At 69.7% G+C, this 13,898-nt stretch carries 8 protein-coding genes; 2 read left to right on the top strand and 6 right to left on the bottom strand.

The window, feature by feature from the left end; translation table 11 throughout:
* Positions 1 to 110 precede the first annotated feature (110 nt).
* Entirely contained in the window at positions 111 to 1,337 is a 1,227-nt protein-coding gene (locus tag ACFRU2_RS20385) for an acetyl-CoA C-acyltransferase (protein ID WP_250742043.1), read from the top strand.
* A complete protein-coding gene (locus tag ACFRU2_RS20380) occupies positions 1,334 to 3,475 on the top strand; it encodes a 3-hydroxyacyl-CoA dehydrogenase NAD-binding domain-containing protein (RefSeq protein WP_382973928.1) in 2,142 nt (713 codons plus the stop codon). The genes ACFRU2_RS20385 and ACFRU2_RS20380 overlap by 4 nt, the downstream gene beginning before the upstream one ends.
* A 105-nt stretch (positions 3,476 to 3,580) precedes the next feature.
* Here the strand turns inward: ACFRU2_RS20380 and ACFRU2_RS20375 are convergent, their stop codons facing one another.
* The 6 genes from ACFRU2_RS20375 to ACFRU2_RS20350 form a co-directional block, all read right to left on the bottom strand.
* Positions 3,581 to 4,852, bottom strand: a complete 1,272-nt coding sequence (locus tag ACFRU2_RS20375; protein WP_382973926.1) for a phosphodiester glycosidase family protein — start codon at positions 4,850 to 4,852, stop codon at positions 3,581 to 3,583.
* Positions 4,845 to 5,564, bottom strand: coding sequence for a hypothetical protein (locus ACFRU2_RS20370; protein WP_382973923.1), 720 nt, complete (start codon positions 5,562 to 5,564; stop codon positions 4,845 to 4,847). The genes ACFRU2_RS20375 and ACFRU2_RS20370 overlap by 8 nt, the downstream gene beginning before the upstream one ends.
* Positions 5,561 to 6,328 carry a rhamnogalacturonan acetylesterase gene (locus ACFRU2_RS20365; RefSeq protein ID WP_382973921.1) on the bottom strand — a complete coding sequence of 256 codons (768 nt, stop codon included), beginning with the start codon at positions 6,326 to 6,328 and terminating at the stop codon, positions 5,561 to 5,563. The genes ACFRU2_RS20370 and ACFRU2_RS20365 overlap by 4 nt, the downstream gene beginning before the upstream one ends.
* 19 nt (positions 6,329 to 6,347) lie before the next feature.
* A complete protein-coding gene (locus tag ACFRU2_RS20360) occupies positions 6,348 to 10,787 on the bottom strand; it encodes a glycosyltransferase (RefSeq protein WP_382973918.1) in 4,440 nt (1,479 codons plus the stop codon).
* Positions 10,784 to 11,965, bottom strand: a complete 1,182-nt coding sequence (locus ACFRU2_RS20355) for a CDP-alcohol phosphatidyltransferase family protein (RefSeq protein ID WP_382973915.1) — start codon at positions 11,963 to 11,965, stop codon at positions 10,784 to 10,786. Before ACFRU2_RS20355 ends, ACFRU2_RS20360 begins: the two co-directional genes overlap by 4 nt.
* A gap of 218 nt (positions 11,966 to 12,183) precedes the next feature.
* Positions 12,184 to 13,785 carry a hypothetical protein gene (locus ACFRU2_RS20350; RefSeq protein ID WP_382973912.1) on the bottom strand — a complete coding sequence of 534 codons (1,602 nt, stop codon included), beginning with the start codon at positions 13,783 to 13,785 and terminating at the stop codon, positions 12,184 to 12,186.
* Positions 13,786 to 13,898 lie beyond the last annotated feature (113 nt).

The raw sequence follows: 13,898 nt of genomic DNA, 5'->3' as shown, positions 1-13,898 counted from the left end.
GGGGCTGTCCATGCCAGTTACCGGCAAGTAGCATGGAGAGGTGAGCGGGCGCTCAGCAATGAGCTCGCCCCCGCGCAGCAGTGCACACCCGCACCTGGAGGAGAGCCAACGTGCCTCGTACCGTCAGGGACGTCGTCTTCGTCGACGGCGTCCGCACCCCGTTCGGCAAGGCGGGCCCGAAGGGCATCTACAACGAGACCCGCGCCGACGACCTCGTCGTCAAGGCCATCCGGGAGCTGCTGCGCCGCAACCCGGACCTGGACCCCGCCAAGATCGACGAGGTCGCCATCGCCGCGACCACGCAGATCGGCGACCAGGGCCTGACGCTGGGCCGCACGGCCGGCATTCTCGCGGGCCTCCCGCAGTCCGTCCCGGGCTACTCCATCGACCGCATGTGCGCCGGCGCGATGACCGCCGTGACCGCCGTCGCGGGCGGTGTGGCCTTCGGTGCGTACGACGTCGCCCTCGCCGGCGGTGTCGAGCACATGGGCCGCCACCCCATGGGCGAGGGCGTGGACCCGAACCCGCGCTTCGTCTCGGAGAAGCTGGTCGACGAGTCCGCCCTGTTCATGGGCATGACCGCCGAGAACCTGCACGACCGGTACCCGACGATCACCAAGCTCCGCGTCGACGAGTACGCCGTGCGCTCGCAGGAGAAGGCCGCCAAGGCGTACGCCGACGGCAAGATCCAGCCGGACCTGGTGCCGATCTCGGTGCGCAACAACAACGAGGCGGCCGGTGAGACGGGCTGGGGCCTGGTCACCGCCGACGAGCCGATGCGTCCGGGGACCACCCTGGAGAACCTGGCGAACCTCAAGACCCCCTTCCGTACCCACGGCAAGGTCACCGCGGGCAACGCCGCCGGTCTCAACGACGGTGCCACGGCCGCGATCATCGCGTCCGAGGACTTCGCCCGCGAGAACAACCTCCCGGTCAAGATGCGCCTGGTCTCGTACTCCTTCGTGGGTGTCGAGCCGGAGGTCATGGGCTACGGCCCGATCCCGGCCACCGACAAGGCCCTCGCGCAGGCCGGTCTGACGATCGACGACATAGGCCTCTTCGAGGTCAACGAGGCGTTCGCGGTCCAGGTCCTCGCGTTCCTGGAGCACTACGGCATCGCCGACGACGACGCCCGCGTCAACCAGTACGGCGGGGCCATCGCCTTCGGTCACCCGCTCGCCTCCTCCGGCGTCCGCCTGATGACCCAGCTGGCCCGCCAGTTCGAGGAGCAGCCGGAGGTCCGCTACGGCCTGACCACCATGTGCGTCGGCTTCGGCATGGGCGCCACGGTCGTCTGGGAGAACCCGAACTTCACCGCCGAGGGAGACAGCAAGTGAGCACCACCACCACTGAGCTCCTGAAGGGCGCGGCCGAGCTGTTCCCGGACGAGGTCGTCACGCGCGCGCTCGTACGCCACCTGGACCTGCCGTTCGGCGCCGGGCGCTTCGCGCTCGTCACGCTGGACAACGGCCTGGACCACACCAAGCCGACCACCTTCGGCCCGCAGTCCCTCGCCAACCTGAACGCGGCGATCGACCAGGTCGAGCAGGAGGCCCTCGCGGGCTCCATCGTCGGTGCGGGCCTGACCGGCAAGCCGTTCATCTTCGCGGTCGGCGCCGACCTCAAGGGCGTCGAGCTGCTGAAGAAGCACGACGAGGCGCTCGCCATCGGCAAGGGCGGCCACGACGTCTTCAAGCGCCTCGCGGCGCTGGCGGTCCCCACCTTCGCCTACTACAACGGCGCGGCGATGGGCGGCGGTGTCGAGGTCGGTCTGCACTGCACCTACCGCACCGTGTCCAAGGCCATCCCGGCCTTCTCGCTGCCCGAGGTCTTCCTCGGCCTGGTTCCGGGCTGGGGCGGCTGCGCCCTCCTCCCGAACCTGATCGGCGCGGACCGCGCGGTCTCGGTCATCATCGAGAACTCGCTGAACCAGAACCGTCAGCTCAAGGGCAAGCAGGTCTTCGAACTCGGCATCGCGGACGCGCTGTTCGAGGGCGCGGACTTCCTGGAGCAGTCGCTCCTGTGGACCGCGAACGTGCTGAACGGCACCACCGAGGTCGTCCGCGACGAGATCGACCGCGGCGAGGCCTGGGACGCGGCGGTCGCCCGCGGCCGCTTCATCGCCGACTCCAAGGTGCACGGCGCGGCCCCGGCCGCCTACCGCGCGCTGGAGATCATCGAGGCTGCCAAGGACGGCGACCTGCAGAAGGGCTTCGACGCCGAGGACACCGCGCTCGCGGACCTCATCATGGGCGGCGAACTGCGCTCCGGCATCTACGCCTTCAACCTGGTCCAGAAGCGCGCCAAGCGCCCGGCCGGCGCCCCGGACAAGAACCTGGCCCGCCCGGTCACCAAGGTCGGCGTCGTCGGCGCGGGCCTGATGGCCTCGCAGCTGGCGCTGCTGTTCCTGCGCCGCCTGGAGGTGCCGGTGGTCCTCACCGACATCGACCAGGAGCGCGTGGACAAGGGTGTGGGCTACGTCCACGCCGAGATCCAGAAGCTGCTCGGCAAGGGCCGCATCAACCAGGACAAGGCCAACCGCCTGACCGCCCTGGTGACCGGTGTCCTGGACAAGGCCGAGGGCTTCGCGGACGCGGACTTCATCATCGAGGCCGTGTTCGAGGAGATGTCCGTCAAGCAGAAGGTGTTCGCGGAGGTCGAGGCGGTCGCCCCGGCGCACGCGATCCTCGCCACCAACACCTCCTCGCTGTCGGTCTCGGAGATGGCCTCCAAGCTCCAGCACCCGGAGCGCGTGGTCGGCTTCCACTTCTTCAACCCGGTCGCGATCCTCCCGCTGCTGGAGATCGTCCGCGGCGAGCAGACCGACGACGCCTCGCTGGCCACGGCCTTCGGTGTCGCGCGGAAGCTGAAGAAGACCGCGGTCCTCACCAAGGACGCCCCGGCGTTCGTCGTGAACCGCATCCTGACCCGCTTCATGGGCGAGATCCAGAACGTCATCGACGAGGGCACCCCGGTGGTCACCGCCGAGAAGGCCATCGAGCCGCTCGGCCTGCCGATGTCCCCGCTGGTGCTCCTGGAGCTCGTCGGCCCGGCGATCGGTCTGCACGTCTCCGAGACCCTGAACCGCGCCTTCCCGGAGCGCTTCACGGTGTCCCCGAACCTGGCGGCCGTGGTCAAGGCCGGCAAGCGCGGCTTCTACGTCTACAACGCGGAGAACGGCTTCAAGCCGGAGCTCGACCCCGAGGTCGCCGCGCTCCTGGTCCAGGGCGACACCGTCCTGACCGAGGAGCAGGTTCGCGACCGCGTCCTGGACGCGGTGGCGCAGGAGATCGGCCTGATGCTGGAGGAGGGTGTCGTGGCCGAGGCCCAGGACATCGACCTCTGCCTCATCACGGGCGCGGGCTGGCCCTTCCACCTGGGCGGGGTCACCCCGTACCTGGACCGCGAAGGCGTCTCCGAGCGGGTGAACGGCAAGAAGTTCCTGGCGCCGGGCGTGGCGAGCGTTCCCGCGTAACGAGCGGCAGCCGGCAGCACGAAGAGCGGGCCGTACGGGAGGAGATCCCGTACGGCCCGCTTTTCACTGCCCGCTTTTCACTGCTCGAATTTCAGTGCTCGAACTTCACTGCTCGAAGATGCCGATCCCGTTGGCCACGGGCCGCTCCGAGGGCTCCGCGCCCTCGGCCCCGCGCGGGGTGTTGCGCAGCTCGTCGCGCACGATCATCGTGGTCGAGCCGCCGCCGTCGAACATCAGGGCGTCCCGCGCCCCGAGCGAGGCCATGAGCTTGGCCGTCTGCATGACCGTGGCGCCCGCGTCCACCCCCGGTGCCCGGCCGTCGATGGTCACCAGGAGGAGGCTTCCGTTCTTGGTGACGCCGACGGCGGTCCGCGGGGCCGTCTTCGTGGGCGACGTCGGCTCGCCGATGTCGGGGACTCCGTCGCGCAGCAGCCGGTAGCGGCCGCCCACCGCCGTCTCGACGGGACCGGGGACCACCGCTCCGGACGCGTCGTTCATGACGAAGGAGGTGGTGAGCGCGGCACCGGGCTGGGCGTTCGTGCGCAGCCAGTCGGTTCCGGTTCCGATCCCGTAGAGGGTGCTGCCGTTCTTGGGAACGGCCCCTCCGGCGGGTTTGCGGACGCTCGTCACCCGGCCGTCGGCGTCGAGCAGGACCTCCATGCTGCCCGGCGGGCCGGGAGGCGTGCGCTCTCCCCACTCCGGGGTGAAGGCCACGAGCTCGTCGGTGTCCGTGCAGAGCCCGCCGTACGGTTCCTGCATCGGCTCCTCGGTGACCGCCAGGAGGTCACCGCCGACGCCCCCGCAGCCGAGGACGCGGCCGGGCACCCGGTTGATGCCGTCCAGTTCCTGGGGCACGCCGTCGTCCGAGACCACCACCCCGTCGGTGGAGACCTCGTCGACCCGGGCGCTGAGCTTGCCGCGGTTGTAGCCCAGGAGCAGGGTGGGCCGGCCCTTGATCGCCTCGCTGAGGACCTTGCCGCCCTCGGTGTAGAGGCCGAGGGGGTCTCCGTCGTAGCCGGCGTAGCTCTTGCCGGTGCTGATGTCGAAGAAGGAGGCGTTGACGGCGGCCAGCGCCCCGAAGGACTCGGCCATCTTGCGCACCGTCTCGGCGTGCGCCACGGCGGGGCCGTGCATGCCCGCCACCCTGACCTTGGCGTCGGGACGGATGGTCAGGACCCGCACGTGCGAGCTCTCCTCGCCGTCGAGCTTGCGCACGGACTCCTTGTACGTGACCCCTTCGGGCAGCTTGAGGTCCTCGGGCTGGGTGCCCGAGGGGACCGGGTCGTCCGGGGGCCGCGGGTCCGCGGTGCATCCCGCGAGGGCGACGGCCACGGACACGGCCAGCGCGGCGGCGGCGAGCCGCGTGCGCCTAGCCACGGACGGCGCCGAGCGCGCCGGGAGACGCACCGAGGTCGCCGACGCGGACGACCACGTGGCCCTCGGCCACGTGCCCGCCCTGATCCTCGTAGGTGCACACGAAGCGGTCGTAGCCGTGGAACGAGTGGGGGGCCTGGTAGGTGACCGTGCCGTCCGGAGAGCAGCCGAGCATGCCGTACCGGGCGAGGGTCACTCCGGTCACCCGCAGTCCCTCGGCGCCCGCCGGCAGCGACACCACTTCGCCGGGGCGCAGGTCCAGGCGTCGCGCCGGGATGCTGTGGCGGCGCACGTAGTAGCCCTTGTCCTCGATGCCCGAGGAGGCGGAGAGCTTGTCGCCCTGGAAGGGCATGACGCCGACGACCGCGCGCGGCACCACGACCGCGCCGTCCGAGCCCTCGTCCAGGACGCGTACCGTGAAGGTCGCGGTGGCCGGCTCGTCGCCCGACGCGAAGAGCGCGTAGCGGCCGTTGGGCAGCTTGCGCAGGCCGCCCTGGAGGTCCTCGACGACCACTCCGTCCTCGAGGCTCTCGCCGAGGACGTAGCCGTACGTGCGGAACGCTCCGCCCGACGGGGTCACCGTCATGGCGATCTGGAACTGCGTGCCCGGCACCAGGGGGTACGCCGGGTCCGCCGTGGCGAGCACGTCGAGCACCCCGGTGTACGGCCCTTGAGTGGCCCAGGCTCGGACCAGGGGGAACCAGTTCCCGCTCACTTCATGCCTCCCGCGACACGTGTCTTGGTCATCTGATCGAAGACGGCGTCGTCGAGGAACTCCACCACCTGGTCCGCGTCGAAACCCGTCTCCAGGTTCCGGAAGAACTGCGCGGGCAGCATGCCCTGCACCAGCAGCCGGCTCGCGATGAACCGGGAGCACTCCAGCGCCCCGTGGCTGCGCAGGCGCGAATCGTCGGCCGCCCCCCGCGGGTAGTTGGGGTGCTCTCCCGGCGCGAGGTGCACGAAGAGGCTCTTCGTGCCCTCCGGGCCGAGCTGGCGCCACCAGCCGGTGCTCCACTCGTTCAGGTCGATCAGCGGCACGGTGAGCTCGACCGCCACCTCGCGCATCGCGGCCGGGTGCATCACCAGGGGCCGGCGCATGTTGCCGAAGCGGTCGAAGACCCGGCGTTCGTGGCTGGTGACGAGCACCGGGTGGGCGCCGCGGTCCCGCGCCTCGTTCACGTAGCGCCGCAGATTGGTCTGGAACGCGCCGAACGGCTCGGCGTGCGGGCCGGGCCGCTCGTCCGTGTCGCTGAGGCCGAAGGAGACGACCAGGAGGTCTTCCGGCCTGATGTTCTCCAGGATCCAGCCGAGGTGTCCGTGTTCCATGAAGCTCTTGGTGCTCGCGCCGTCGCGGGCGCAGTTGACCACCTCGACGCCCTGCAGGAACAGGGGGAGCGTCTGCCCCCACCCGGCCATCGGTGCCGTGCTGCGCCGGCGGCTGCAGACGGTGGATCCGCCCGCCAGGTATATCGACGTCATCGTGCGACCTTCACGTCTCTCAGAACTCCCCGAATCCGCGTTCCCCGAAGTGCAGCCGGGCCCGCTCGTCACCCACGAAGTTGGAGTCCATCGTGTCGATGACCTTGAAGGCGCGCTCACAGTTCGAGGTGTCGCGCAGGATGAAGAAGTCGTCCACGCGCTGCTTGTACTGCGGTTCCAGCTGGAAGTTCCGCTCGAGGACGCCGATGATCTCCTGCACCGCGTGGTCGACGGTCCGGCAGGCCGGGCCGAAGCCGTCCCTGTCGATGTCGAAGTACCCGCGCTTGTAGTGCTTGCTGTAGAAGGACTCGTCGTCGAAGTTCGTGTAGACGACCGGCTTGCCCATGTACGCCACGTCGAAGAACACCGAGGAGTAGTCGGTGACCATCATCGAGCACTCGCGCATGGCCAGCTGTACGTCGCGGCCCGTCGAGGACACGATGATCGACGGGTGTTCGATCTTGAAGTGCTGGAGGTAGGGCCGGATCTCGTAGTGCGGCATGAACTCCAGCTCGACCCCGTGGTACTGGAGCGCGGCGAGCAGCCGCTCGTTGCGCAGCAGGGACGAGAAGAAGCGGTAGTACTCGGACGCCGCGAACGGGATCTCGGGCTTGGCCGCCTTGTTGTACGAGGGCGCCACGATGTCGCGGCGCCACGTGGGCATGACCAGGACCCGCCGGAGGCCCGGCACCGGCTCCAGCGCGTCGAACCGGGGCATGCCCGTGGCGGCGACGCGCCCGTAGCCGTAGCCGCAGTGCTCGGCGGTGTAGGACCGCTCGCTGCGGCCCGTGCTGAGGACCATGTCGACGTTGGTGGTCTGGCCGTGGATCGAGGCGACGACGTCGTTGTAGCCGACGCCGTGCCCGAGGAACACGCGCTTGTAGCGCAGCAGGTCGCCGTAGCCGCGCAGGAAGGAGCGCTTGTTGAGGCCCGGGAAGCCGAGGTAGGCCTCCAGGTCGTAGGAGTTGATCAGGCGCTCGGCGTGCAGCAGGTACGCGCGGTGCTTCCACGAGAGCCTGTCGATGACCTGCCCGTACTGGGCGACCTTGTCCCAGTCGTGCGCGTCCCGGTTGATCGAGTAGTAGATCTTGCGCTTGGGCTGGTTCAGCCGGATCCACTTGAAGAGGTGGTAGCTGTTGTCCTGGGCGGTGTCCTCGCGTTCACCGATGATCCAGATGCCCCTGCCGTGCAGGTAGGGGTACGTCAGCCAGTACATGAAGCGGGTGCGCCAGCCGGGACGGCCCGGGAGGGAGTTGCGCAGCTCCTCGCGGAAGCGGTGCATCTTGTCCTTGCGCCGGGCCGAGAAGCCCTTCACCCAGCGTGCGGTGACCTGCTCCTCCTCGTCGATGGACAGGACGAAGCGCTGCTTGCCCGAGGTGTGCACGCCCTTGAAGCGGTGCATGTTCATGCGGGCCGCGAGCTTGATGTCGTGGTGGCGGTCCTCGTCGAGGACCCGGATCACCATGGTCAGCTCGGCGTTGGCCAGGGCGTTGAGCGCGGACGGGCGCGCCGTGGCGCGCCAGCCGGCGAACCAGTCCTGGTTCTTGCGGGTGCGCCAGCGGTCGCGGCGGTAGACCTGCTCGACGGGGAGCGCCACCTCGCGCCGTCCGTCGGAGAACACCAGCTGGATGCGGTTGGTGTACTGGGTGTCGATGTCGACGCCGGAGATCACGAGGAGGCCCTCGAGCTGGATCTCGTCGCCCTTCCAGACGAAGGTCTCCATGACGGCGTTGGACCGCGGGACGCGCAGCAGCTTCGTCTCCACCGGGTCGCTCGCGAGGCGCCGGTAGATGCCTTCGTCGTCGAGGAAGAGCCGGGGCAGGAACTCCGGCGCGCCCAGCGGGTCGGCGAAGAGTTCGAGGTTGCCCGTCACGATCGCGTGGTGCTGGACCTTGGACTGCGGGTGCGTGGCGTACTGCAGGATGATCTCGTCGGGGATCTTGCCGTAGACCGACGCGAGCAGGGGAAGGACCCCGGCGAGCTCCGTCTTGCTCATGATGCGGTGCATGTTGCGCACGTAGGGCTGGAGCGAGCGGACGACGAAGCGGTGGGCCAGGCGGACGACCCGGGGCGGGGCGCCCTGGACCGACGTCAGGACGTACTCGGCCAGCCGGACCCGGTCCACCGCCTTGGCGGGGTCGTTCCAGGGCCGGTCGAAGAGCGAGTTCTGCTTCTGTTCCTCGCGCTCGAAGAAGCGGGCGCCGGGTGCGACGGTCACCGTCTTCGTGAACAGCAGGGCCGGGACGGTGAACCAGTCGTCCTCGAGGCCGTGGCCCGGCCCGCACCGGAAGCCGTGCTCGCGCACGAAGGAGGTCTTGAAGAGCTTGCCGCCGAGCCGGGTCGAGAAGACGAGGTACGGGGCGTCGGCGAGCTTGCGGATGGCGCCCTTGGTGGTGAAGTAGCGCTCCCACGGCTCGTCCTTGCCGAGCCACGGGCCCGGGAAGTTGTCCGCCACGCCGACGACGGCGTCGGCTCCCTTGGCCTTGCGGGCCGCCGTGAGCAGCCGGCCCACGGAGTCCTCGCCGAGGATGTCCCGGGCCCGCGCGAACATCACGTAGGGGGCGGCGACGTACTGCAGGCCGTTCTCGAAGGCGATGCGCGCGCCGAGGCTGTGCTGGGTGACGACCATCGCGTTCGGGTAGTAGGCGGCGAAGGCCGCCAGCTGCTGGGCGGTGGTGTCGTTCGAGCCGTCGTCGACGAACACCACCTGGGTGCCGCCGAAGCTGCCCTGGGCCACGAGGGAGGAGAGGAACTCGCGCAGGTGGTACTCGTCGTTGTGGCACAGGACCACGAGCGCCGCGACGTACTGCTCGGGGGGCTGGACGGGGCCGGTCGGCTGGGCGTCCTGCCACCACAGCCAGGGGGTTCCCCGGTCGGAGGCCTTCGCCTGCAGTTCCTCGGTCTCGGGGCGCAGGCCCAGGTTCCCGCTGATGGTCTCGTAGACCTCGTGGACGCCCTTGGCGGAGGCGTAGCGCAGGCTGGTGGCGTCGAGTCCGCTGACGTTGAGGGCGGTGGAGGCCCGTTCACCGTCGTGCCGGAGCTGGACGAAGAAGTTCCAGTGCCCCGCGCGGTCGGCCTTGTCCAGGGTGGAGGTGAGGTCGACGGTGGCGTGGTAGCGGATCCACTCCGCGTCGATCTCCACGCTGGAGACGGGGAAGTGGTAGTCGGTCTTGGAGCTGCGGCGCCGCAGCACCGCGATGAGCTCGACCTTGTCGTCGGGGCGGACCCGGCCGAACTGGTTGCGTATCGCGCCCGCTATGTGCAGTTCGCCGTCGACCAGCTCGACGGAGGTCGCCTGGTTGTAGAGCCGGGATTCGGCGAGGCTCTGGCCGGTCAGATCGAGCTCGGTGACCTCGAGGAAGCGCTCGGCGTCGGGGTGGCGCAGCAGCGATCCGGACCAGAACACCCGCCCGTCGCGCTCCACGACGTCGGAGCTGATGACGCTGCGGCGGCGCATGTAGTCGGCGGCCGACACGGCGATGTCGACGCGGCCGTGCATCAGGCCGAAGGCGCGCACCCGCTCCATGGGCCCGCACAGCTCGTAGGTGGTGGGCTCCAGGGTGCGCAGGTACGGGGCCACGGCCGCGAGGAAGCCGTTGCGGTAGTTGCGGTCGCCGCTGCGGAGCTCGGGGGTGTACAGGCGCAGGTCGTGCGAGAGGAACTTGGCGGCCTTGCGGGCCAGCAGGTCGGGCCGGCCGACGCTGTGCAGGAAGCTGTCGGTGTACTGGTGCACCCGGATGCGGTCGCCGATGCTGCGCAGTTCGTGGCGGCGGTTGGTGATCGAGGGCTGGTCGGACTCCCGCTCCCACATCCACCGGTAGACGGGGGTGGCGAGGATGGTGAACGAGCGCGCGTGGAAGTTCGCGACCGTGGAGAAGTACGTGTCCTCGAAGAAGACGCCCTCGGGGAAGCGGATGCCGAAGTTGTTGAGGTAGTCCCGCCGGTACAGCTTGCCGGCGGCGATCGGGTCCTCGAAGAGCTCCGGCATGGCCGACAGGCCGCCGACCGTCTGGTCGGCGGGGTACAGCTGCGGCTGCCAGACGGTGACCTCGTCGGTGGCCTGGTTGATGCGCACGACGCGGCCGGCCGTGACCTCCGACCCGGTGACGACGGCGGAGGAGAGCAGGGTCTCGACGGCCTTGAGCGGCAGCTCGTCGTCCGCGTCGAGGAACATCACGAACTGGCCGGAGGCCGCTTCGATGCCGTTGTTGCGGGGGGCGCCGCAGCCGCCGCTGTTCTGCGGCCGCTCGATGATGCGCACCCGGGCGTCCTGGCGGGCGAACTGACGGGCGACGCCCTTGGTGCCGTCGGTGGAGCAGTCGTCGACGACGAGCACCTCGATGCCCCGGTGCGTCTGGGCCACGGCCGACTGGAGTGCGCGGGCAAGGGTGGCGCTCGCGTTGTAGGCCGGAATGACGATCGTGACGCCGTACGGAGAGATGTCGACCGGGAAACTCATCTGGGGTGGCGCTCTCGTTCGGCGTAGTCAGGTCGCTGCGAGTTCTGCGAGGGGATCTGGGCCAGCTGCATCGTGTCGGTCACGCTGCCCGTGAACTGATCCGTGTAGGCCCGCGGGAACGGCTCGAATCCGGGGTCCTCGTAGGGCTCGGGTGCGGGGAACATCTGGGCGGGATCGATCGCGCCCAGGTCCTCCTCGCCGCGGCGCCGGTGGCGTCCTGCGTGCAGGTGCGGGGCGATGGAGCCGGCCCTGGAGGGGATGTTGCCCGGGTCGAGGCGTTCCATGGTGCGCGTGAAGTCGCGGGTGGAGAGCCAGAACTTGAACATGATCACGAGCTCGAAGCCGCCCATCAGCACGGCGGACACGGCCGTGGTCCACAGGATGTGGCCGATGACGGGTCCGACGATGAAGATGAACATCTGGAACTCGATGCCGCTGATGAGGTGCGGCCGGATGCGGCTCTGCACCAGGGCGTGGCGGAACCGTGCGTACCAGGGGAAGCTCTCGCGGAACTGCTGGTGGAGGTCGATGACCTCGGCCTGCTCGACCTGAGCGGTCTCCCGCTTGAGTTCGTCGGCCTGACCGAGGGGGTTCTCCCGCAGGAGGTCCTCGATGAAGACGACCTTCCGCTCCTCCTCCTCGATGCCCTCCTCGGCCTGACGGGCGAGGGTGACGGCCTCGATCTTGTTACGCATGGACATGCGCATCTTGTAGATCTGGAGGGCGTCGACGTAGCGGAGCATGTCGAGGAAGATCACGACGAGGGCGGCGAGGAGGTAGACCTCTTCGTCGTGCTGCAGGAACTGCCCGCCCATGAGGGCCAGCGCGCAGAAGAGCACGCGGATGCGGTCGAAGACGTAGTCGAGCCAGCCGCCGAAGATGGTGCCGTTGCCCTTGAGGCGGGCGAGCTTTCCGTCGATGCAGTCGAGGATGAAGCTGATGTGGTACAGCCCCGCGCCGATGCAGAGGGAGAGCCAGTCACCCTGGAGGAAGAACCAGGCCGAGCCCAGGCCGACGTAGAGCGCGGCCCACGTCACACGGTTGGGCGTCACGAAGTTCCAGCGCGCGAACACGCAGACGAGGCGGGTCGCGATCGGATCGACCAGAAGGACCGTCCACCAGGCGTCCCGTTTCTTGCACGTGAGCTTCTGGACGGCCTTCAGTGACAGCTTGGACATAACCCCTCAGTCGTCAACGGCGCGAACCTGGTCAACAGAGCGCCTGCGCCCACCCCACGAGACACGAAAGCGAGCACCGCCCCCGTGACGCCGAACGTTCACCTATGGTCCAGGTAAATGGGCGCTCAATGACCATAACAAGTCACGCGTGGCACCATCCAGCACGCAAGGCGGCCATTGCTGTGCTTAAACCTGTATATCCAGGACTTAAACGATCCTTAGTGGACAGTCCACGGAGTGAACTCCAAGCCCTGAGATCCCAGTTGCTGGCGCGCCACGCGGAGCCTTCCGTCCATTCCCACTGTGGCGATCACCACACGGCCCCGGCTGTCGAACGCCGCGGCCGGCGGAACCACCGAGGGCTCCCCGGATTCCTCCCACCACACCCCGGTGTCCGGCCGCCCGTCCGGGTAGGCACCGATCGCCGTCACTCCCCCGGTGCCCTCGCGCACGAGCACCGTGCAGCCCCAGCCCTGGATGTCGGCTCCCGCCACCCCGGCGACCGGCCCGATCCCCTCCGGCCCGCCGAGCCCTATCGGCACCTGCGCGCCCGGCCACCAGACGCAGACCTCGTTGCTCCCCGCGTAGCGGAAGCGCACGACGCCGCCCTCCGCGGCCACCGAGAGGCTGCCCGGGTACGGGCTCACGGGAATCCGCCGGTTCTCCACCCAGGCCGCCTTCACGTCCTGCTGGAAGAAGTGCCCCGCGGACGCGGTGTCGCGCGCCCTCGCCACCACGTGCACCCCGCCCTGCGCGGCCGGGAAGGCCACCAGCTCGTCGGCCACCCGCAGCCCGCCCAGCGCTTCCCAGCCGGCCATACGGCCCTTCGGGGTCTGCCGCCGCACGCTGATGCTGTGGCCGAAGTTGCGCACGAACACGTGCAGGACGCCGTTCGCGTCGAAGGTGGCCACGGGGAAACCGGTTTCCCGGGCCATCTGCCAGCTCGCGGCGTTGGGATTGCCGACCGTGGTCCAGGGGCCGAGGGGCCGGCCCGTCTGGTACTGGGCGGCGTACACCACCTCGACGTCGGAGCCGCTGTCCTTGCGCTTGGTCCGGCTCAGGCCGATCAGGTACGCGTAGCCCTCGGGGCCCCGCAGCACGGTCAGCGCCGGCAGCAGCTCCGGGCCCTGGAGCAGTTCCGGTCCGCTCCAGCCCTCGGCCTCGGTGCGTCCCTCGGTCCAGCGGACCACGCCGGCGGCCGTCGGCAGGTAGGCGGACAGCCGCCCGTCCTTGCCCGTGAGCAGCCACTGGGTCGGCCGGGGATAGCGGGAGCAGGCCGCGGCCGGCAGCGCCGGGTCCGCGCCGGCCCGGCGGCAGTCCACGAACACCGGGGTGCCGACGGCGAGCTGATAGCGACGTGCGGCCCTGAGCGTGCTGCGCGCCACCTGTCCGCGTGCGGCCGGCTCGCTGACGATCGGGAGCTTGCGCTCGCGGTCGAAGTCGCTGTGCGCGGGGTCCGGGTCGAGGGTGCGTACGCGTACGGGTTCGATCTCGTGGAGGACGTCGAGGATCTGGCCCGTGAGGTTGCCGTCCGCCGCGTACAGGAGGAACGGTTCCCCGGGGAACCTGCACCCGCGCCGCTTCGCCTGGGCCACGGCCGCTTCCATCGCACGCTGCTCGGCGGGTGCGCCGCCGTCGAGCCAGACCAGGTCGATCACCGAACCGGCCGGTTCCGAGTTGATCAGGGGCACGGCGTCGGCGGGGCCGGCGACGACGATGGCCACCGCGGATGCCCCGCCGGCCTGCGAAGGGGAACCCTGCTGAAGCTGCTCGCGCGAGGCGTCACCGCGTCGTGCACGACGTCCGGCATTTCGGGCCATGGCTTCCGCTCCCCCTCCCCCGCGCTGTGGGGACTCCTGTGTTTTCCGCATCACGGCCGACCAGGAGGACGATAAGCGCACTCCCATTCGACTCGGAAATCTGCTTATAGTGC

Origin of the sequence: Streptomyces sp. NPDC056883 (genome assembly GCF_042788835.1) — a bacterium.
GTDB lineage: Bacteria > Actinomycetota > Actinomycetes > Streptomycetales > Streptomycetaceae > Streptomyces > Streptomyces stoeckheimensis.
This window is presented reverse-complemented; position numbering and strand designations above follow the sequence as displayed.